Origin of the sequence: Acinetobacter sp. WCHAc010034, assembly GCF_001696615.3 — a bacterium.
Lineage (GTDB): Bacteria > Pseudomonadota > Gammaproteobacteria > Pseudomonadales > Moraxellaceae > Acinetobacter.
On record NZ_CP032279.1, the window covers coordinates 899,340 to 920,013 of the forward strand.

General features: G+C 44.0%; 21 protein-coding genes. 3 read left to right on the forward strand and 18 right to left on the reverse strand.

Going from position 1 to position 20,674, the window contains the following annotated elements:
* Positions 1-46: 46 nt before the first annotated feature.
* The 17 genes from BEN74_RS05965 to BEN74_RS06045 form a co-directional block, all read right to left on the reverse strand.
* On the reverse strand, positions 47-1,360 hold the full coding sequence (locus BEN74_RS05965; RefSeq protein WP_068910529.1) for a TolC family protein: 1,314 nt from the start codon (positions 1,358-1,360) through the stop codon (positions 47-49).
* Complete coding sequence (locus BEN74_RS05970) at positions 1,360-1,683, reverse strand: DUF3240 family protein (RefSeq protein WP_068910530.1); 324 nt, start codon at positions 1,681-1,683, stop codon at positions 1,360-1,362. Before BEN74_RS05970 ends, BEN74_RS05965 begins: the two co-directional genes overlap by 1 nt.
* Positions 1,676-4,759 carry an efflux RND transporter permease subunit gene (locus BEN74_RS05975; protein WP_068910558.1) on the reverse strand — a complete coding sequence of 1,028 codons (3,084 nt, stop codon included), beginning with the start codon at positions 4,757-4,759 and terminating at the stop codon, positions 1,676-1,678. The genes BEN74_RS05970 and BEN74_RS05975 overlap by 8 nt, the downstream gene beginning before the upstream one ends.
* 10 nt (positions 4,760-4,769) lie before the next feature.
* A complete protein-coding gene (locus BEN74_RS05980) occupies positions 4,770-6,005 on the reverse strand; it encodes an efflux RND transporter periplasmic adaptor subunit (protein ID WP_068910531.1) in 1,236 nt (411 codons plus the stop codon).
* Between the two features lie 477 nt (positions 6,006-6,482).
* A complete protein-coding gene (locus BEN74_RS05985) occupies positions 6,483-6,995 on the reverse strand; it encodes a cytochrome b (RefSeq protein ID WP_068910559.1) in 513 nt (170 codons plus the stop codon).
* Positions 6,996-7,242: 247 nt separating this feature from the next.
* Positions 7,243-8,052 carry an SDR family oxidoreductase gene (locus BEN74_RS05990; RefSeq protein WP_068910532.1) on the reverse strand — a complete coding sequence of 270 codons (810 nt, stop codon included), beginning with the start codon at positions 8,050-8,052 and terminating at the stop codon, positions 7,243-7,245.
* 50 nt (positions 8,053-8,102) lie between these two features.
* On the reverse strand, positions 8,103-8,981 hold the full coding sequence (locus tag BEN74_RS05995; protein WP_068910533.1) for a TauD/TfdA family dioxygenase: 879 nt from the start codon (positions 8,979-8,981) through the stop codon (positions 8,103-8,105).
* 84 nt (positions 8,982-9,065) lie between these two features.
* Positions 9,066-10,586, reverse strand: a complete 1,521-nt coding sequence (locus BEN74_RS06000) for an AMP-binding protein (protein ID WP_068910534.1) — start codon at positions 10,584-10,586, stop codon at positions 9,066-9,068.
* 50 nt (positions 10,587-10,636) lie between these two features.
* Positions 10,637-11,374, reverse strand: a complete 738-nt coding sequence (locus BEN74_RS06005; RefSeq protein ID WP_171404882.1) for a thermostable hemolysin — start codon at positions 11,372-11,374, stop codon at positions 10,637-10,639.
* A gap of 313 nt (positions 11,375-11,687) precedes the next feature.
* Positions 11,688-11,915, reverse strand: a complete 228-nt coding sequence (locus tag BEN74_RS06010; protein ID WP_068910535.1) for an AlpA family phage regulatory protein — start codon at positions 11,913-11,915, stop codon at positions 11,688-11,690.
* A 73-nt stretch (positions 11,916-11,988) separates the two neighbouring features.
* Positions 11,989-12,882: a hydrolase or metal-binding protein gene (locus BEN74_RS06015; RefSeq protein WP_068910536.1), complete on the reverse strand. Its 894-nt coding sequence runs from the start codon at positions 12,880-12,882 to the stop codon at positions 11,989-11,991.
* 140 nt (positions 12,883-13,022) lie between these two features.
* Complete coding sequence (locus BEN74_RS06020; protein WP_068910537.1) at positions 13,023-14,066, reverse strand: YqaJ viral recombinase family protein; 1,044 nt, start codon at positions 14,064-14,066, stop codon at positions 13,023-13,025.
* Positions 14,067-14,202: 136 nt separating this feature from the next.
* Positions 14,203-14,571, reverse strand: a complete 369-nt coding sequence (locus BEN74_RS06025) for a hypothetical protein (protein WP_068910538.1) — start codon at positions 14,569-14,571, stop codon at positions 14,203-14,205.
* A 39-nt stretch (positions 14,572-14,610) separates the two neighbouring features.
* On the reverse strand, positions 14,611-15,036 hold the full coding sequence (locus tag BEN74_RS06030; RefSeq protein WP_068910539.1) for a hypothetical protein: 426 nt from the start codon (positions 15,034-15,036) through the stop codon (positions 14,611-14,613).
* Between the two features lie 128 nt (positions 15,037-15,164).
* Positions 15,165-16,211, reverse strand: a complete 1,047-nt coding sequence (locus BEN74_RS06035) for a DUF932 domain-containing protein (RefSeq protein WP_068910561.1) — start codon at positions 16,209-16,211, stop codon at positions 15,165-15,167.
* Positions 16,212-16,334: 123 nt separating this feature from the next.
* The gene (locus BEN74_RS06040; protein WP_086374352.1) at positions 16,335-17,444 is read right to left on the reverse strand and encodes a YagK/YfjJ domain-containing protein; all 1,110 of its coding nucleotides are present in this window, start codon (positions 17,442-17,444) and stop codon (positions 16,335-16,337) included.
* A 472-nt stretch (positions 17,445-17,916) separates the two neighbouring features.
* Complete coding sequence (locus BEN74_RS06045; RefSeq protein ID WP_086374351.1) at positions 17,917-18,207, reverse strand: helix-turn-helix transcriptional regulator; 291 nt, start codon at positions 18,205-18,207, stop codon at positions 17,917-17,919.
* 716 nt (positions 18,208-18,923) lie between these two features.
* On the opposite strand from BEN74_RS06045, the gene BEN74_RS19330 reads away from it, so the two are divergent.
* From BEN74_RS19330 to BEN74_RS06060, 3 genes are read left to right on the forward strand one after another with little or no spacing between them, the layout of a single operon-like run.
* Entirely contained in the window at positions 18,924-19,427 is a 504-nt protein-coding gene (locus BEN74_RS19330) for a lipoprotein (RefSeq protein ID WP_162898148.1), read from the forward strand.
* A gap of 53 nt (positions 19,428-19,480) precedes the next feature.
* Positions 19,481-20,074, forward strand: coding sequence for a DUF805 domain-containing protein (locus BEN74_RS06055; RefSeq protein ID WP_068910541.1), 594 nt, complete (start codon positions 19,481-19,483; stop codon positions 20,072-20,074).
* A 16-nt stretch (positions 20,075-20,090) separates the two neighbouring features.
* Positions 20,091-20,243 (forward strand): hypothetical protein, encoded by a 153-nt coding sequence (locus tag BEN74_RS06060; RefSeq protein ID WP_086374355.1) that lies wholly within the window; start codon positions 20,091-20,093, stop codon positions 20,241-20,243.
* A 55-nt stretch (positions 20,244-20,298) separates the two neighbouring features.
* Here BEN74_RS06060 and BEN74_RS06065 read toward each other — a convergent pair whose 3' ends face one another.
* Entirely contained in the window at positions 20,299-20,655 is a 357-nt protein-coding gene (locus tag BEN74_RS06065; RefSeq protein WP_068910543.1) for a hypothetical protein, read from the reverse strand.
* Positions 20,656-20,674: the final 19 nt, after the last annotated feature.

A 20,674-nucleotide genomic window follows, 5' to 3' on the forward strand; every position in this document is an offset into this window, starting at 1 on the left:
AAGCAATTTGCACGATACTTGATGATCAATATACTTCTCTCTCAGTTTAAAATTTAACCTCATGATCATCATGAAAAGGCCACAATTGATGTGAATTGAGCAAGAGCATGCTGAGGCTCTCAGCATAATCAACTTTGCTCTGATCGACTCGGCTGCGTGCTTCAATCAACTGCTGTGAATGCAATAAAAGTTCATTTAAACTTAACTCACCCAGTTTATAGGCTTTTTGCATCAGAGAATGCTGTTGCTGCAACTGTGCCAAGTTTTGCTGCGCCTTAGTACTCCTCACAGTTGCAGACTCCATTTGAGTAGACCAATATTGTGCTTCTTGGCGCAAACGATTTTCCACGCGTATTATCTCTATATCAGCTTTATGTGCCTCTGCTGCTGCCATTCCCGAGGCTATACGCACATGCCGGCCAGCAAATGGTATTGAAACGGTTATCCCTATTAGGTTTTCAGCGCCAGATTGCTCTCTACTATAGCCCAAGCCAATAGTTGGATCAGGAAGCTTATTGAGCTGCTCTCTTTTCAATAAAATATGCTGCTGTTTAGCCTGCATCCGCACTAGCTCCAACTCATGATTCGTTGACAATATTTGCTGTACCCACTCAGCTTGGCTATATTGCAACTGGCTAAGCTGTATAATATCGGCGCTCCACTGGTCAGGAATCTTGCCTTGATAATCACGGGCCAATAATTGCTGAGCTTGATAATAGGCAGCCTTAGCTTGCACATATTTCTCTTCAACCTGCCGATATTCGTTGCTCAACAACATCAACTCCAGTCGCGGTGCGTCTCCGGCACGAATACGCTGTTCAGTCGTCTGCATATATTTCTGAATTTGAACCAACTGCTCCTGCAGCCGTGTCAGCTGCAAAGTACAACGCATATAAGCAAACCAATTGTTCAACAAGCCTTGGGCTACTTCATGTTTGGCATCTTCATATTTTAACTCGGCAATACTTAGACCACGCTGGGCCAGATCCTGATCAAGCCTATACTTATTGGGCAACCGAATTTGTTTTTCTATGCCAAAACTGGGTTCATAGCTGTTGGACTGCTGCTGATCTGGCTGTGCATCCGTCTTACGCAATTGCATCCCTGCTGTGGCTGTCCATGGATGCTGTCCCAATTTCAGCCCCTGTCCGGCAAAGCCAGCAAAATTTTGATCAGAAGCTGCTGCGCGCACACTAGGATGCTGTGCCAGACTCTGTTTTACTGCATCGAATGGCGGCAGCACCATATCTAGATGCGACTCGGCTGATACAGTTGAAGCCATAACAAAACAGCAGCCTAGTCCAAGTAAACGTAAAGCCTTGCTGAGCAAGGCCGGTTGAGTATTGATATCTAATTTCATCAGTCAGATGCTCCTTGACCAACATAGCCAAAGGTAATAGTTGGTAAAACCCAATATAAACAATCATTTGATTTAAATTTTTGATTAATATGCGCCAAGATCAGTGACACTGAGGCTTCCGGTACAATCAGCAAGATCATATTACGTTCCGTCGCACCACGAATTTTTTCTTGAATATTGCGATAATGCTGACGGCTGCCAAAGCCTCGTGCTGGCACACAGGTACAACCTGTAACCAACTCCGGAATTAGCCATAAATGGCTCATCAATTCTTCAGCAATATCAATCGATACATTAATAGAGAGTTGGCACATTTCAGACATGATGATCTCGCGCTAAACCAAACTGTTTAAAAAGGTTGGGAAGTAAAATCAGGGTCAGCATGGTGCAAGAAATCAGCCCCCCAATCACCACAATAGCCAATGGGCGCTGGATCTCAGCTCCGGGGCCTGTAGTAAATAACAATGGAATCAAACCTAAGGCTGCAATACTGGCAGTCATCATTACTGGGCGCAAACGACGCATGGCGCCTTCACGGACCACGGCTTCAATCGCAACGCCACGGGAAATTAACTGATTAAAATAACCAATCATCACCAAGCCATTAAGCACGGCAATTCCCATCAGTGCGATAAATCCTACCGAAGCAGGCACAGATAAATACTCGCCGGTCATAGCTAAAGCCAGCACCCCGCCAATCAAGGCAAACGGAATATTGACAAAGACCAAGACCGCTTGGCGCACAGAACCCAAGGTAGTGAACAGTAAAAAGAAAATTATGGTTAATGCGGCTGGCACCACCAACATCAAGCGAGCGGCTGCACGCTGCTGGTTCTCAAACTGACCACCCCATTTCAATGAATAACCTGGGGGTAACTTAACCCTTTCAGTAACCAACTGTTTGGCTTCATCAACAAAACCAACCAAGTCTCGATCACGAACATTCGCACGTACCACTGACATTCGTGAAGCATTTTCCCGATCAATTTTTACCACACCTTCAGTCTTGACCATTTCGGCCAAAGATGACAGCGGTACTGCAGCTACATTTTCAATAGGTAACGCTATATTGGACAATTCAAAACTCGACTGTCCCAACTGGGGATCGCCTTTCATCATCAATGGGACTGGACGGCCTTGCTCAATAATCGTCCCAATCTCTTTGCCTTCTATTAACATTTTGAGCTGGGCTTGAATACTCTGGCTATCCAGCTGATTGCGGACTGCCATATCACGGTGAATGCGTAATTCCTGGTATTGCACCCCCGAATTTTCCAGCGTCATTACATCTTCACTGCCTTCGATACTTTGCAATACTGACGCGATTTGTTTAGATAAATCATTAAGTTTATCTAAATCACTGCCAAAGATTTTGACCGCTAGATCCCCCCTCACCCCAGACAGCATCTCCGAAGTTCTCATTTCAATCGGCTGGCTAAAAGTTAAATTCACCCCAGGAACATCAGCAAGCACATGACGAATTTTTTCTAAAATTTGTTCCTTGCTTTTCCCCTGCCACTGATCTTGCGGTTTAAGCACGATGAAACTGTCCGTTTCATTTAAGCCCATTGGATCCAGACCTAACTCATCCGAACCTGTACGCGCTACGATCCGCGCCACTTCAGAAACCTGTTGTAAAATACGTTTTTGGATATCTAAATCCAATGCAATCGAGTTCTGCAAGCTAATCGAAGGGATTTTTTCCAGCTGTAAAATGGTATCCCCCTCATCCATAGTCGGCATAAATGACTTGCCAATGAATGGAAAAATCAGAGCCGCCACCAACAATAAACTGCCTGCCAAGACATAAACTTTTTTCGGATGAGCCAAACTAGCATCCAAAACTTTGCTATAGCCGGCTTCAAGCTTGGCCACCAAAAACGGTGTGTGATGCGCTTGTGATTTGAGAAAAAAAGAACACAACACGGGAATCACTGTAAGTGAAAATATCAGTGAACTTGATAGAGCAAAAACGATAGTCAATGCCACTGGAGAGAAGAGCTTGCCTTCTAAACCCTCTAGAGTCATGAGAGGAATAAAAACCAGCATAATGATTATCATCCCTGCTGTTACCGGTACTGCAACTTCACAGACAGCACGATAAATCACATTTAACGGGGGTAAAAATGAATGCTGCTCTGATTCATGTGCATCAGCTAATTGCATTTCTATATTTTCAACCACCACCACAGCAGCATCAACCAGTAAACCAATAGCGATCGTCAAGCCGCCCAGTGACATTAAATTAGCGCTTAAACCAAACTGACGCATCATTAAAAAAGTGCTCAATGCAGACAGCGGTAAAACTGTTGCCACGACCAAAGCCGATCTGAGATTACCCAAAAATAGCAATAGTAAAATCAACACCAAAATAATGGCTTCAAACAGGGTTTTACTTACAGTACGAATGGCTCGATTTACCAATTCGCCGCGGTCATAGAATGGTTCTATCGTTGTACCCTGCGGTAAGGTTTTTTCTATTTCTTGCAAATGCTCACGCACATGCTGCACCACTTGGCGGGCATTAGCACCTTTTAAAGTTAAAACAATACCTTGAACCGCTTCACCTTGACCATTTTCAGTTACAGCGCCATAGCGAGTAAGCGCACCAGTATGTACCTCAGCGATATCTTTAACTTGTATTAATGTTCCCTGATCATTGGAGACAATAATATCACCCAACTCTGCTAAGCTGCTGACACGGCTATCACTGCGTATCAGCAGCGACTCACCATTTTCATTGAGCCGTCCAGCACCATCACTGGCATTGTTAAGTTCAATTGCCTGCTGCAGTTGAGTCAAAGATAGGCCGCGTGCGGCCAATGCTTCCAAATTTGGTGTAACTTCAAAAGTACGGACTAAACCACCCAACGCATTGACGTCCGCGACCCCTTCAATTTTCCGCAGCTGCGGACGAATCACCCGATCAAGCAGGGTGCGTTTTTCCATATCACTTAGTGGTCCATGAAGAGTGAACATAAATGACTCACCCAATGGTGTCGTCATCGGTGCAATCCCACCCGAGGCACTGCTTGGCAGTGCTGGCATTACCCCGCTTAAGCGTTCATTGACCTGTTGTCTGGCCCAATATGGATCAGTGCCTTCGGCAAAATCCAAAGTAATGATGGCAATAGCATATTTAGACTGCGAACGCAGTACAGTTTGATGGGGTATTCCTAACATGTCCTGTTCGATTGGCATCACGATCCGGCTTTCCACTTCCTCTGGAGTCATGCCGGGTGATTTCATCACAATCTGAACCTGAGTACTTGATACATCCGGAAAAGCATCAATAGGCAGTTTGGTAAAAGCCAAGTACCCAGCTACACTTATAGTGAACCCAAGCAACAGCATCAGGATGCGCTGGCTCAGTGAAAATGCAATGATACGTTTTAACATGTGCTCAACCTCAATTTGCTGCAACACTGCTGACAGCTGGCGCTTGCTCTGCACCAAAGCCAGACCACACTGCCTTGAGGCGCTCTACACCGCTAACCGCAAACTGCATTTCTGGCCTTAATGCGGCAGCTGCAATATGACTTTGCTGTTGATTGACACCAATCAGGTTAACTGACATAGTAGAAAAACCACTTTTATTTTTGATAAATATCATATGCTTGCCATCTTTTAAGGCCACCGCAGCACTTGGCACAGACCATGCAGCAATTACTGTTGGGGTATAACTTTGAATATGAGCTTTTACAAATTGCTGTTCCCGTAAGCAGCTGTCTTTTGCATCCATTTGCACCAAGACATTTTGAGTTTGAGTGTTGCCGGTAAGCGCTGGCGCAACCTTTTGAACATAGCCTGTGATTTCACAGCCCTCAACTTTGACTTTATCCCCAGCATGAATATATTTGCTGTCAGCCAAACTGGCTTGCAGCAGCAGCTGCAGCGGTAAATCGCTATTAACCAATTGTCCAAGTACTGTGCCAGTTTCGACATACTGACCCACAGACACCTGTAAACTTTCTACGCTACCGTTGGCTGGGCTTTTAACATAAACCACCGGATTTAAACCATTCGCGCTACTACCTCCCATAAACTGCAGCATTCGCTGCTTTGCACTCAAGTCAATATTGAACCGCTGTACTTGATTTTGTGCTTCTTGCACCCGCTTTTCAGCAATGATTCCCTCTACATATAAGCTTCGTTCTCGTGCTAGGTTTTGCTGTGCAAGTTGTTGCTGGGCACGAATTTGCAATATGTCATTTTGAATCTGAATTAAATTCGGGCTATGCACAGCCAATACATTGCTATGGCGTGCAACGTCAGCCAAAGGCTGCACCAATACCTGCTGTACGACCCCTGACACCGGGCTGGTTAGCACAACCTTACTCTCTGGTGACCACTGTGCCTGACCTTGTAAAACGAGTCTTGTTTGCACATCCGCCGCGGCTGGCCCTAAAGTTTGCAGCTGGATACCTGCTTGCTGGATTTGCTTTGAAGAAATGAGAATTTGACTGCCTGAAGCATCACTGCTGATCGAAGCTTCTGGAAGTTCATCTTCCGCTTTAGCTTGAGCTGCCTTGTTCTTATTAGACAACACAGTGCTTCCCCACAACAGCCCAAGGCTGACTAGGACTAATGCGCCGATTGCAAATAACAGTTTTTTTGAACGCAGTACACTAACTTGCTGACCCACTGGCCTAGCCCTCAAAGATATTTTTCTCCATAAGGCTAAGATCAAGTTCTTAAGATCTGATTAAGTTTATACAATACTTTATGCTGCAGATTTCTTATTATTACTGATAATTTAGGTCAACTTGAATTCGGCTATGGCCTCTTCATCTGGATAAAGGCTTTCGCCTAGAACAGAGCCAATGCCATGGTAGGAAATTTTATTCAAAACAATATTTTTAGAGTTTGGAACAGCGTATCCGCTGATTACCATTAACATAGATACAAGAGCAGATATCAAGCTAAAGCGCATCGGTCGATGAAGGCCTGGCATTAACTTTCTCCCTGCTGCATAACACTGCTGCAGAATCACATTAATTTTTTTTGTTTATTTCCTATAAATGCCACATCTATTTATATAAATATTCAACATGATTTATATTGATCAAGCATATTGTTCTCAGCTAAAAAATATATCTGTTTTTCAAGTTATATATCTGAATCACTTATTTCGATTAAAGAGCATACTTTTCAATACATTATCTTTGAAAATAAAATGGTGCATTAATGCAGCACTGGCATGTAATCCTACAATTGCAATAAAAGCATTGCCTAAAAGCTCATGCAATTCACCAATATATTGAACATCTCTAACACTGCTTAAAAGTGGCAAGTTTAAAAATGATACTTTGAAATTATCAGTAAAACTTGATAATGCAAGCCAACCAGCGATTGGAACAACACATAAACTTAAGTAAAGAGAAAATCTAACAATTTTAAATAGATTTTTTTGATATTGATTAATTATTTTATTTTGAGGAATACTTTTCTTATAGACAAAAACAAAAACTAACCTAATGAAAAATAAAATAAAGATTGATATCCCACCTATGACATGAATCTGCCCAAGCAAGCCCGTTGTTGTTGGATTTCCACCAGTCAAATACACAGTTGCAACCAAAAAAAATGTAATCCAATGCATTATTATTATCGGTTTTGGATAGATATTCTCCATGATTCCTCCTAATTTTTCAGACATTTATATCAAGCTTAATTAAGCGTTCCAAATTAAGATAAGCAGCAAGCAAACCTTGAAGAATATATCTACGGCAAGAAACCTTATTAAGCACAGCTTGCTAAGCTAGACACAGCAAGCCAAAGCAGAATTAAAAGAGTCAAATTATCTTTAATGGCGACCAAACTAAACAATAGAATCTTGGGCTTAAAATAAAGTAGGCACTGCTATTTTAAATTCAACTCCATCATGTCTCATTGCAGGATTTTGCATAATGCTGGATTGTGGATATATTTTTCTCAATAGAGCCTGAGACTACATGAGGTAAAAGTTGATTCACTTTTACAAATATCTTTTCTGGATAACCAACCTGATAAGACTGCTGATCACGCTGAAGAAAATTATATAACTCTTCTGCAACCAGCTCAGGGCTGTCCATTTGCACTCCCAATTGCTGATTCATCTGAATCACCGCAGGGCTATTCATTGCTGTGCTGGTAGCGCGGGGAGAGAAATATCTGAACTTAATCGCCGTTGTGCAGTATTCCCGCGCAAGCGCTTCTGTTGCTCCCCTGAGTGCAAATTTACTCGCGCAGTAGCTGACATAGCCAGGATAGCCAATGCTTCCGAAAGTGGAGCCAATATTGATAATTTGACTGGGGTTCACTGCCGACATCAGCGGGATAACTTGCTGAATCAGTTCCAGCGGATACGCTACGTTTACCATCATCATTCTTTCAATCATTGCATCCTGCTGATCTGAGAATAAAGCAAAATCATTTATTCCGGCATTATTAATATAATAGTTGATCGGCGTATTCATTAGGGCCAGCGCCTGTATAAAATGCTGACGGCTTTCCGGTTTGGATATGTCACAGCATAAGCAGTTTAACTTGATGCTTGGATAGCTCTTCGCAAGTTTAGCCTGCATCTCTTTGAGCATGCCTTCATTCCTGCCCGATAAAACAAGGTTAATGCCTTTTTTTCCTAAAGTATTTGCAATGGCTTGGCCAATGCCCCCTGTTGCCCCAACAATCACAGCTGTTAAATTAGACATAGTTTTTCTCACTGAATATAAAAATAGTTATGCAATATGCGCACGCCAAATTAAAAGTTATGATTCATTCCTAGGCCCATGCTGATGTACAGCTTCCGGTTTTCCAGCGGGACAAGAATTTCACGCCTGCCGTGCATAAAGCGCTTATTGTCAATAATGGCCAGATCACCGTCCTGCCAATTAATTTCAGCAGTAAATTTTTCACAGAGGCCGGCCAGTTCTAAAATTAAATCCGGGCTGATTTCCGAGCCATCAGCAAAATGGTAGCGCGGTTTTTGATAATTATAGGATGGCCCTAATAATGTATTTGCAAATGCAGGAATGCCCTTTAAATTATCATGCCGGATCATATTCACCTGTAAGCCATATTCAATTCCGCCATTTTCTGCAGGGCTGATGCTTTGGCCGGGAATCATGTCTGCAAAACGCTGCAAATCATTCCAGGTCGTCTCTTCAGGCATCTTGATATTCAAAGCTGCTGCAACATATTTTTGCCAAATATTTTTGGGCAAATACCGGCTGATCGTCATCGGCGCTGAAAATTTTTCCTTTAAGCTATCCGGCAAGTTCAGCCAAACCAAGTGACCATCGCATACCGTAGTCTGAGAACCCTGCGAAGCGCTTAATGCACTGAAAAAGGCAATAATATCCGGCGGCAATGGCGTAGTTCCATTTTCAATATGCAGCCCTACAGCGTGAGTGCCTGCATCCACTTTTTGCGATTGCTGCGTGATATTTTCACGCGCCGGGTCGTAAGTCAGCTTTTGGCATAATAATGCCATCAGCTGGCTGAAACTGGCCACGTCATAGTTTTCATTCCTCAGCAGAACCCAGCCGTTTTCGGTTAAAGCGGCTTTGATTTCTTTTCTTGCAGACTTTAGAAGAAGCTCTTTCTCATCCGCACTCATCACAGCTTGTTTCATATTCATATTTCTATCTCACTGTTGCCGCTTATCGCCCAGCTTTCGCTTGAAGCAGAAATAGTTTTAATTTTCCGGAAATTTATCAGTACGCTAATTCAGCAACAAATCTGCCTTAAAGCGCTGCTGAATAGCATTTCTGCGCAATTTTCCATTATCTGTCAGCATTTCATTTGCTAAAGAAAACGGCTCTTCAGCGCGGCACCAATGCTGAATGCGGGCATAATCCGGCATGCGGGCATTGGCTTTTTGTATTGCCTGATCAACCATACTGTTTGATACTGAATCTTTGGCATAAATCACAGCGGATAAATGCGGCTGCGCTTCACCAAAAACAGCAATCTGATTAATTTCAGGCTCACTTGCGCTATTGGATTCCACCCATTCCGGAGAGACATTCCGGCCAAAACTGCTGACAATAATCTGCTTAATGCGCCCGGTGATGAATAAGTAGCCGTCTTCATCAAAAAAACCCGCATCACCGGTATGGATATACTGGCTTGCAGGGAGTTCATTCAGATAGCCCTGCATGGCATTACCCTTGACCAGCACCTCCCCACTTGGAGTTATTTTGACTTCCACATGGGGCAATGGCCGGCCTACACTTCCTATTTTAATTGCATTGGGTAAATTCAGACTCACCACAGAAGCGCATTCAGATAAGCCATAGCCCTCATATACTGGAAGCCCGAGCTTTTCACACTGCATCAGCAAATCTGGAGCAACTTTTCCGCCGCCGACGGCAATGAATTTCAAGCTGCTGAAATCCTCAGGACTGTGCACTGAAATGTATTCCACAATGGCTTTAAGCATTTGCGGCAGCAGAATGACGCTTTCAATTTGATATTCATTTACGGCATCAGCGAAATTCTGGACTTTAAATTCATGATTTGAAATTAACCCGAATTGACTCACATCTCCTGCCATCAATGATCTGCCCATGCTCAGTGCCACATATATTCCCGCTATGTTTTCCAGCAGCGTGGCAAAAGGAATAAGGCATAAATGGCGCCCCAGCTGGCGTGAAGCCAGCGCATTGCTCAGAGATTGTGTAATTGAATCAATGGTATCCTCTCCCAGACAGACACCTTTAGGTGTTCCAGTACTGCCTGATGTATAGGTTATTTTCGACGGCTTTACAGAATCTGAACTTGCTTGGCTATGTGCAATCAGCTCTCTTTTATCAGCCAAATGGATAAATTGACCCTTTACAGCATTTGCAGCTGAAATATGCTTTATGGTCTTGCTGGCTTTCAGCTCTTCCAGCCATTCACCCCCCTCACTAGCATTACCGAATGCAGCAGGCATGAAAATTGTATCTGTGCGGCTATCATTGAGCAGATGCTGGATCTGATTTTTGCTGAAAAACAGCGGAATCGGAACAACCGTTATATTGGCTTTTTTTGCAGCCAGATCCATCACAATCCATTCGATGCTGTTGCTCCCGAAAATCGCAAGATTTTCGCTTTTCATCTGCATCAGTTCAGCAGCCAGATGTTCAACTTGCATTTGCAAATCAGCATAGCTAACCGTTTGATCCGCAGTCACCAGCGCCTCTCTTTCCGGGCTATATCTTGCATGATAGGCAATTGAATCAAATAATTTTTTTATCATCTTCAGAAATCCAAGTTTGAAGCTGGATATTCACCCAGTTTCATGAATATTTAGAAATTGGAATCGTATATTTCCTGAGTTACGGCCAATGCTTCGGCCACATTTATCGCCAGCACAAGCGGCTTTTGCTGATAGTAATTTCCCCATTGCTTCTGGGCTGCGCCTAGCGCGTTTGGATCCGCTTTATCTATGACATGAAAGTGCAGCCTCATCTGCTGCAGAACATAGCGGACAGCAACTGTGCCTGTACATACAGCCCATTCAACTTTTTGCCGGCTTAAATGGAATACCAGAAAAGCAACCATCAGTTTTGCATTTTCTATATTGAGAGAAGCCAAATTTCCGATTTCAACCAGCTTGTCCCTTGAAACCTTACTTTGGGTAAATTTTTCCAGGCTCACCTGCACCGGTGTTTCCAGATATTGTTCAAGAAAAGCATCTTTCCCGCTTAAAGTTTCCATCCCAATTGCCACTTGCATCCCATTTTCGGTATAGCCGGCAAACAGTGTTGAAAAAAACTCAGAAAGTGATGCATTATGGATTTCTTTATATTTGTCACTGATAAAACTTTCAGCCCGCATCCGCTCTAATGTACGGCTGCGGTCTAAAGTCTTAACGTCCAAACTGATGAGTGCATTTTTGGACGATACCTTAGGCAATACTTCCACACAGTTTTTATCTGAATCAGCTTTAATAAATCGTTCTTTTTTATATTTCGAGTTACATAAATTTGAGTCTAAATAGTTAATCTTATTAGATGAAGAATTTTTAAAGATGAATGTAGTCATTATCATCTCTCAGAAAAATATAATAAGAAAAAAATAAAACTGAAAGCTTAAAACTTCCTTAAAAACAAAAGCACACCATAAAGAAAAAATAATTAAACCAAATAAAATCAAATACATAAAAAGAAACAAATAAAATACAATATAAAAAATAATTTTAACTTACCATTGACACACATATTTAAAAGAAAAATAAATAATAATTATTATCATTAATAAAAGTATAATCACCCATGCTTAAATATATAATTTAATAGTCACACTAACAGCAGGTTTTCTATTCTAAGTAAAAAAGGGAACTAAAGTTCCCACATAATTATCGGCTAGCCAACTTAACCTCAATCCATTGATTGATCTCCCTAGCAAACCAGCCAACTCGACCTACTGTTAAATGAACCTGTTTCGGAAAAGTTACATCATATTGCTTATGGCGTTCATTCATAATGTTATAAATAGTTGCACGGCTTAAACCTATGAGTCGAATAACTTCTTTGAAGTTAATAATTTGGTTCATCTGAAAAGTCTGACCTGTGAACGCATTCATGATGTTTACTCCTGATCATTGATGCGAGCGGCAATTCGCTCACATGATAGGCCTCTGGCATAAAATCTTACGTTTACGATTTCACAGCCCGAACCGACTGCTGCAGCTCTCTCTGAACATCCTTAATATTTATTCGCTCTGGCGCTTGCTCTGGCAACTTCCCCTCTTCAGGGTAAAACTCCTCCAAAATATCCGTACTTTCTTCATCATCCGCCTCAAAGCCGGCATTACCATAGCCCTGCCTCGCTGCCTGATCTAAAGCATTCTGATTAAAGCCTGAATCTTTACCTTGCTGATCAATCTGCTTCGCTGAAGCAATCGCGTCCTGCAGGCTAATGCCATCACGCAGCGTCAAGTCTACGTAATACACCGGTGTCCGATAGCTTTGCACAGTGGATTTTCCTCTTAAGGTCAATTGCAGCGGCAGGCATGACAGCAGCCCATCCGACGATGCATGGTAATAGCTGAGGCGCGCAGCCAGAGTGCGGATGCTGTTGAATCCGGCCGTTCTGAAAATGAAAGCGCCCAGCTCATCCGACTCATCCAGATTCACGTACAGCCGGCCATAGGGCCTGCACAGCCCGCCTTGCGCCAGCGGGCATAAATCAGGGGATGGACATGGATGATGTTCAATACCTTGCTGAGTTAAGCGCTGACAGGTTTCTCCATTGCCTGAGCAAATTAATCGTCCTGTTTGACGATCAAATAAGCTGTACTCTGCTCTAAGATTGAGTTCGGGATCATTAAAGATCATCCTGACTGGAATGGTTCTGAGCTTCTGGCTGCCGGCTTTCGCGCGCAGCTGTTCATCCAGCGGATGCTTGACCCAGCCATCCTTGTTCTGAATTTGGCTGGTCAGGGTAAACTGGTCATCCTTTTCAGGCAGGCGCTTGCCGTTCTTTTCCACCATCTTGCCAATACTTATTCTGCCGAGGATCGGCGGAGTAATTGCCAGACCTTTAATCATATTGATGTCCTTTCTATTTCACTGCAGTTGTTTAGATTTCATTTAAAAAATTGAATGCATAAAAAATCCCATGCCAGAAGGCATGGGATCGTTATGGCGTTAAACAGCTTTGCTGCTGAATTGCTTAGGCTAAGTTCATTTCAGTCAGCATCTGCATAAATGTTAAAGCGCCGTGAACCGGCTTTGGCCTGCGGGAACAGTTCCAGCATTTCCGGATGCAGCTTCAGCAGGGCTTTGCTGTCCAGGCTGACCGAATCCTTAGACCTTTTCCACGTCACTGAACCATTTTGAAAAGTGGCGCGTTCCGAATCTTTCATCAGGGCCTGAATCTGGTGCTTGGCCTGATCAAAATTCCGCTGATGCTTTTCGATTTGATTGCGGTCTTGAATCAATTGGTTAAACAGCTGATTCCCCTGTTCATGCTGGCTCAAGTCTTCTATGGTTAAAGGAATATGCTGCGGATACAGCTGCTGCAGCGCTTCAGCCGCCGATGCACTCGCATCGGCATCCGGCGGAATATCCTGTTCCACGCAATCCCAGAAATAGCGTTCAGCTTTGATGATGTGCTGAATCACCGATTCGCTGCGCGTCACTTTAAAAATGCGGGTTTCATGGCCGCAGATCAGCACGCAGATATGCGCTGCCTGCTTGCCTGTGACCGCCAGCTGGTGCTGCACCTGGCACAGCACATATAGAGGTACGCCGTCCCGCCACAGTTTCGCGCCGTATTCCCCTGCCGTCTTGCACTCCAGCAGCTGCACTTCCGCATTGCCCGTGACCGTATAATCCAAATTGGCCAGCATAAAATGCCTGTCAGGATCAGGATGCTGCAGCACCGCATTAACCCGCCGGACTTTATGGCCGGTGTGCATGCTGTAGTATTCTGCGACCAGCGGTTCCAGCTGCTTGCCCCAGTACAGCGGCGCATGGCCTTGGCTCTCATCATCAATTGCTTGCTGAATCCGTCCTGTCTTGATCATCCACAGTTCCAGCATCGACATATAGGGGTTCAGTCCGCAGGCGGCGGCGCAGTCGCTGCTGCCGATGCCCTGCCTGCGGATTTCCAGCCATTCGGCATGACTGAGATTTCTGGTATCGGCAAAGCGCTTTGCTGTAAACAATTTTGGCGCAATAAATGGCTTAGCCGCATGTACAGAAGACCGTGTTCTTATTGCTGCATTCATGTCATTTCTCCTGATTTTAGATTCACGCTGTGAAATAAAAGGCATAAAAAAGCCGCATCCAACCGAAGTCGGATGCGGCTTTTGCTATTCTGTTAAGCTTTAAATCTATGCTTATGCAGGCATAGAAATCAGATGATTAAAATCCTGCTTTTCCTGTTTGCTTGAAATCTTTCTTTTTCATCCATCCTTCAACCGTCGAGCCGCTATTCTGGACATACATCACACTGATCCATGCTTGATTGCCGATGCTGATTTCCTCATAAGCGGTCACGGAATCTTTAGGAATCAAGAAAAGATTTTTCTGCCTGCACTGTTCAGAAGGCGCCGTATAAAAATAAGTACGGAAGCCTTTTTGTCCAGCAACTTGAAATGAAAGCCTTGGCTGATACACTGCCGACCTTTGGCTGGCCTGCGCGTTCAGCGCCGGACAGGATTGAGCATTTGCATGTGCAGTCAGCGCAGAAAGGCACAGTACAGCAAATAAGCCGCCGATTAAGTTTTTCATGTATTTTCCTTGAATATTTATAAGTCTGGATCAGCGGATTTACCAAATACGGACATGCTCGGCAGATGCATCACTCTGAATGATCAGCCCTCTTCTCAGATCTAGCCTGCTGTCATCTGACTGAGATGTTTTTAAACGGTAAGTTTTTTTATCGCCTAAATTTTTCAGCTCCCAGCTGTCCATGCTCAGATAGCGGCTTACATCATTATCAGGCCATTTAATTGTCAGCAGTGAAAGGGATTCATCCGCGCCATAAATTTGCGCTGCAATAGGATCGACTGATGCCTTAACAGTTGAACGGGTGACTACACACTTCTTGCTGGCGGCTTTGCCTTTGTAAGCGCAGCTGAAAGACGCTGAAGCTTGGGACGCGCTCATAAACTTAGCGATTGAAGTTTCGGCATTGGCTTGCACACTGCCCAGCAGACAGGCCAAGATCAGGCCTGGTTTAATGAATTCTTTCATAGTTTCCCCCATTATATTTTTAACTTAACAGCAATCACTTATTGAAAGAGCTTATTCTAAAACAATAAGCTCCCGGCATAAGTATATTGCGGTTGAAGCGCGATAAAGCACTGGATTTAGGAAAATATTCAAGCTGTTAAGGCTGCTGCCTGCTCCAAAGCCCGCTGCTTGACCGCCTGCCCTGCACCAAACCATGCTGAATCCAGCCGGTGATCGGCACTCATAGCGCGGCGCTCATGATCAACAAATTCCGTAATTGAACACAGCAGGCCATAAGCAGTGTCTTTAGCTGAGCTGAGTTCTGCCCCGCGGCCCTGCCCGTTGAACATCGCCATGACTTTCGACATGGCACGCCCATTCGGTTCACTCTTGTTCTCCGCTTTGGCGGCCGGATTAGCTTGAGCCGCCACATTGCGGTAGAACTGAATAATACTGTCATCCTGCTGAGCGCCGTTCAGACCGGCATTATTGAAAACCGTATCAAAATACGCTGCGGCTTCCTGCTGTGTAACTTTGCGCTGGCTCAGCTGTTTCATCTCATACATGTGCTCATCCCAGGCGCGCACGGAAATGCCCAGCTGCTGTTTGACCTTATCAGCATCGAACTTGGTGCTGTGCGGAACTTTGACCGCGCCGGCGCTGCGGCTTTGTCCGCGCAAGGCAATTGCCAAAGTATTGTTGCAGACTACGCGGATTGAGGTGAATTGCGCCGTGGTGGCTAAAGTGCCGTCACAGGCCGTTGCCAGCAGAATATAGCCATTGCTGACATCCCGGCCTTTCAGCGCCGTACTCTGTCCTGTTTTAGCCAAGGCCCAGAACTTCTTGCCGCCTTTCAGCACGCCTGCAGTTTCCAGCTCAAAGCCGGACTGTTCGGTCAAGTCCCGGTAAAACTCCAGTATTTCCTGTGGCTGGACTTCCTGATAGCGCTGGCTGACAACCGACAGCGGTGCATGGGTATCGGAGCGGTATAAAACCCGCTGCTCCTCATAGGGCATGATGATGCTGTGCCCGCGTTCATTCTGCGCCATGTAGCTGACATTGGAGGACTCAATGCGCCAGTCCATGCCGGCCTGCTGCGCCCAGACCTCTATGGGCTGGTTTTGAGTCAATTGATTCCCTAAGCCGTGCCAAGGGGTTTGGCCGACATAGGCCATTTGTTCAATTTGATGTGCCATGAGTGTTCTCCAAAATGAGTAAATATCTTCATGGCAATAATATGTATCTGAAATAATCTGCAATGTGCCCATCATGGGCACATTGCAGATTTAATGACGGAATGAGAAGATCAATACAATGCGTTATATACCTTTACGTCTTGGCCGTCCTACGTGAGGAATATAGCTAGGCAGCTTGGCTTTGCCAAAAACGCGTTTCAACTCGGAGTAGACAGGCTTTTTGTTTGGATCATCAGAATATTGATTGACTTGATAGCCATAATGCACCAACTCAATGTATTCATCATATTTGGTCAGATACTGGCACGCGAATTTGAGATCTCTGATCTTAGCTGCATTATCGTAATCCACTCGTCCAATCCCATTGCGCTGATAGTTCTGCATGACCGCATTACAATTAAATGCAACGCCTTCTCCTTCAGTAATCACTTCGATCCAATGATTCGCAATGATCTTGCCATGACTGATACTTTCCTGTACCCGCGAACCATCTAGAAAGATCATCATGTGCAAGTGATAGCCCTTCTTTAGCCCATATTCGAGTTTCCAAACATAACCGGCTTGCGCATCCCCAGCATGCTTCTCGCGTAAATAACGCAGCAGTACATCCCGATGCTCACTGATCAGCTCATAGCTCGTATCTGCATTTTCGCTGTAGCCAAAATCAACCCGCACTGCAATCAAACGGGAATACTGCAAGATCAGCTGATCGATGTATTCTTCCGTGCTACGTCTTTGACGCGAAGTCAGTTCTTTAGCTCGTTTTAACGCAATCTTATTCTCTGGCAGTCTTATTTGCTCATACATATCAAAGGCGCAATCATTCAACCGATTAGCAAAATAAGGAGAGATATCGGCAGGATCATAAGCTGTACGTGTTAATCGCTCCGCGTCTACGCAATCCATAAATATTCGTAAATGCAAAGGATAGTATTCAAGCGGATAATAACGGTCTATCTTTCTCACCACTGATATCGCATAGAAAAAATCATTGGCCAAATCACGCAGGTCACCGTAAAGCTTCCTCCCTACATCACCATAACGGAATCTTGAGCTGCCTTGTTGATAGCATGGGCAATAATAGTACTCGCGGCTATCAAATATATCTCTAAATCTTTTAAAGCTTGCAATCTCTGTAACCACTCGTTTGATGATCATCAGGTCATGATGCCATTGCTCATAGTCCTGTTGTGACAGCTGTTTCAGTAAATCTTGTTTATCTAAATTAATCATAGGAACTCTCGTTAAAGCTTGAGTGCGCCCTGTCGCCTCTATCGTTCTATCTATCCACTACCGCCAAATCGCAGACATGACTGTGCCTTCAGATGTACATAGGCATCTATTGATTAAATATTCAAAGGGATTCAGTCATGGATTGAACAAGTACGGATATCTTGTTTTCATCGCTCAGGCGATAAGGAAAGAAGTATGAGAATTGATTCTCTAGATTCCTACGCATGGTTCTATCTTTGATCATGCATAACCTGTTCAAGGCACAGCTTGATTCAATGATCATTCTGATCTAGATCATGTGTAGGATAGGTTCATATATAAATTATATAAGTACCAGAATGTTTTAGGTGTTTTATTGAACCCATAAATCTTCTAAGAATTTTGCTCAATGATAGAGATGATAAAGCTTTGCTCAGGATTGGTTGGTTTTAAAATCAAGATAAAAATCAGGTGTTGAATTATGCGTCTGCACTCATCTTAACAGTGGGCGGCTTCTTTCCTCGATTCGCTGTTTAATCCATGCTTGAATTTCTGATTCAAGCCATCCAACCGCACCAGCATTAAGCCTTGCCCCCAGCTTGATTGATTCTGGAAAGCTGGCATCGTAACGTTTCGACTTTGGATTCAATCGGTCGTAAATCGTCGAACGTGATAAACCTGTCAGCTCTACAACTTGTTTAAGACGGATAATTCTCTCATTTGGCTGTACAGCCAATTCTGTTGCTGTAGGCTCTATATTATGTGCTGTAACTAAACTGTTCATGTCAATTCTCCAATGAAATGGGATCGTTGTTAAGGAGCAAGAACACCGATAGAAATTCACTGGATGATGACCATGATTTTCTGTGAAGCATGCTCTTACATAACAGCTAGGCGCAGCATCATTTTTTCTATTCAAAGCAGAAATTTACTTACTCCAACTGACTGTAAATGAGTTGAATTTTCTCATTGCCTATATTTTAAGAATTAGAAAACCTCTTACTTTGACTGCGCTTGACACCTATCCATTTCAAGCTTTATCCTGTGCAGGCTGACCCTCATGGCCAGTCGATTTTGACAGATCGTTTACAAAAGGCGCACAACAACGTGAATTTCGTTTTGTGCGTTCTCTTAAGTCACGCCTTTATGGTGAGGCTAGGAGGGGCACGCTTGCGTGCGCTGGTTTCCTTTTGTACCGGTCTGTCAACCCTTCTAGTCTTGCCACCATTATTTGACAGTAACTGGTAAGACTCTTATAAAACAAAAGGAGTCACCCATGACTAAAGTCATTTCTTATCCATATTCTTTTTTACTACATTCCTGCCATAGCCGTGTCTGTATCAATCAAATGCAGCTTTGCCCTGCTGGCTTAACATTGATTTCAATCTGATTCTCTACCAACTGAATTCAATCTAATAACTCAATCATAGTCATCAGAAGACAGAGCTACTCTCGTCGTCTCTATTTTTTGCTGCTCTAACAAAGTTATCGGGAGAAATAGTGAAAAAAATAACATTCGTTTTATGGACGGCTGTCATGCTTTCAGCCTGCAACCCAGAACCACCATCCACAGCCAAGCAACCCGCTCAAGCGCCTGAGCAGACAGTCCCTGTTCAAGAGATTGGCAATCAGGATATATCTAAAGTCACAACTGAGGATCTGCCTGCTGAACAAGAGGCAATGAATGATGAGTTCATGCAAAGCTCTAATGAGCCGCCTGTGGAACTGCATCTGAGTGAGCAGTTCAATGAACATGCTGCAAAGATGGGAAACGGCAATTACCTGCAGCTGGATGTCAGCGCAATCGCCGATCAAGTCACAATTCATAATGTGACAGTCAACCGCGGCAATACCTGTGCACCGCGCTTCTGGTATCGGAGCTGGCCAGGTCATGGATCATTAAAGTTTGGTCAAGCTGTGCGCGCCCATATCACCTGCGACTTTCATGCCGTTAAAGAAATCAGTGTAGAAACCGACTCTGGAGCTTACACATTCAACTTTTAACTTAACTTCTGCGCCTACTGAACAGCGAATCAGTCATATAACAGGGTGAAATTATGCAAGGCAAGATTTTAGATTTTTCGATTCAAAATAATACGGGGATTATTTCTGGTGGTGACCAGAAACGTTATCAATTTATCGGTGCGGAGTGGAAAGAACAGCGTCAGCCTCAACGCGGCATGGCGGTCGATTTTGATATTGATGCTGAAGGCAAGGCGATTGGGGTTTATGCTGCTTTGACTAACACCGCAAGCGCCAACAACATCATTCAACAATTGCATGAAAAAAATGAAGCGCAGTACAGCCCTTTTGACTGGTTTTTAAAGTGCATAAAAAGCTATGTCAATTTTACTGGCCGGGCAAGACGGCAAGAATACTGGTATTTCATTTTATTCTACTTAATCGGCGCTATAGCCACGATGGTCTTAGATTATATCTTTGGCACAGAGGTACTGTTTTACGCCCTGTACTTAATCGGGATGGCCTTGCCTCAAACGGGAGTATCCGTCAGACGGCTGCATGACACGGGGAAATCCGGTTGGTGGTATTTAATCAGTCTCGTTCCGATTATAGGCGTCATTCTATTAATCATCTGGTTTGTAAAAGAAGGTGACGCTCACAGCAATCTATATGGTCAGCCTGCTAAATAATAAAGGAAACTCGGATATGCCAATTATTCTGCTCTGGCTGATTTTTGCAATTATTGTGGGCTTCAGTGCGGCGGGACAAAACCGCAGCTTCTTTCTTTGGTTTTTCATTGCAACGCTGATTAGCCCGCTATTTGCATGGATTATTCTTAAAGTCATTTCAGGAAAATAAAATAAGCCTGTTCAATATTCCCCGCTGCCGATACCGGCAGCGGGGAATATCTGTTTTAATGATTCACATCATTTCTTAAATGGTTTTCAGATTCACTGAAACAGCATCCGCAATGCAGACACTGATAATTATCTAAAATAGATTCATCCACCATTTCACCTAGAGCCGTTCCCGCAGTACAGCCTGCTACACCGCCAACCAAACCACCAATCACTGCACCGGCAAGCCCGCCAAATATCGCACCTACAGGCCCTGCTGCCATCCCCATCACAGCACCCGCTTGCGCTGATGCCATTGCGGTTGAAACACCACCGACAGTTCCTGCTGCGGTTCCAACCGTCCCGCCAACTTTACGTCCATAATTCTTCACACTGATTTCTGATGACTTACATCTTGGACATTCGACTGACATATCAATCACTCCTCATTCA

Bases quoted from the DNA above. Each gene is read 5' to 3' on its own strand.
- BEN74_RS06010 (WP_068910535.1), bottom strand. From the start codon at position 11,915: ATGAATGCGTTCACAGGTCAGACTTTTCAGATGAACCAAATTATTAAC.
- BEN74_RS06020 (WP_068910537.1), bottom strand. From the start codon at position 14,066: ATGAATGCAGCAATAAGAACACGGTCTTCTGTACATGCGGCTAAGCCA.
- BEN74_RS05965 (WP_068910529.1), bottom strand. From the start codon at position 1,360: ATGAAATTAGATATCAATACTCAACCGGCCTTGCTCAGCAAGGCTTTA.
- BEN74_RS05995 (WP_068910533.1), bottom strand. From the start codon at position 8,981: ATGAATATGAAACAAGCTGTGATGAGTGCGGATGAGAAAGAGCTTCTT.
- BEN74_RS06045 (WP_086374351.1), bottom strand. From the start codon at position 18,207: ATGAACAGTTTAGTTACAGCACATAATATAGAGCCTACAGCAACAGAA.
- BEN74_RS06005 (WP_171404882.1), bottom strand. From the start codon at position 11,374: ATGACTACATTCATCTTTAAAAATTCTTCATCTAATAAGATTAACTAT.
- BEN74_RS06035 (WP_068910561.1), bottom strand. From the start codon at position 16,211: ATGGCACATCAAATTGAACAAATGGCCTATGTCGGCCAAACCCCTTGG.
- BEN74_RS05990 (WP_068910532.1), bottom strand. From the start codon at position 8,052: ATGTCTAATTTAACAGCTGTGATTGTTGGGGCAACAGGGGGCATTGGC.
- BEN74_RS06040 (WP_086374352.1), bottom strand. From the start codon at position 17,444: ATGATTAATTTAGATAAACAAGATTTACTGAAACAGCTGTCACAACAG.
- BEN74_RS06000 (WP_068910534.1), bottom strand. From the start codon at position 10,586: ATGATAAAAAAATTATTTGATTCAATTGCCTATCATGCAAGATATAGC.
- BEN74_RS06015 (WP_068910536.1), bottom strand. From the start codon at position 12,882: ATGATTAAAGGTCTGGCAATTACTCCGCCGATCCTCGGCAGAATAAGT.
- BEN74_RS06060 (WP_086374355.1), top strand. From the start codon at position 20,091: ATGCCAATTATTCTGCTCTGGCTGATTTTTGCAATTATTGTGGGCTTC.
- BEN74_RS06065 (WP_068910543.1), bottom strand. From the start codon at position 20,655: ATGTCAGTCGAATGTCCAAGATGTAAGTCATCAGAAATCAGTGTGAAG.
- BEN74_RS05985 (WP_068910559.1), bottom strand. From the start codon at position 6,995: ATGGAGAATATCTATCCAAAACCGATAATAATAATGCATTGGATTACA.
- BEN74_RS05970 (WP_068910530.1), bottom strand. From the start codon at position 1,683: ATGTCTGAAATGTGCCAACTCTCTATTAATGTATCGATTGATATTGCT.
- BEN74_RS06030 (WP_068910539.1), bottom strand. From the start codon at position 15,036: ATGAAAGAATTCATTAAACCAGGCCTGATCTTGGCCTGTCTGCTGGGC.
- BEN74_RS06025 (WP_068910538.1), bottom strand. From the start codon at position 14,571: ATGAAAAACTTAATCGGCGGCTTATTTGCTGTACTGTGCCTTTCTGCG.
- BEN74_RS06055 (WP_068910541.1), top strand. From the start codon at position 19,481: ATGCAAGGCAAGATTTTAGATTTTTCGATTCAAAATAATACGGGGATT.
- BEN74_RS05975 (WP_068910558.1), bottom strand. From the start codon at position 4,759: ATGTTAAAACGTATCATTGCATTTTCACTGAGCCAGCGCATCCTGATG.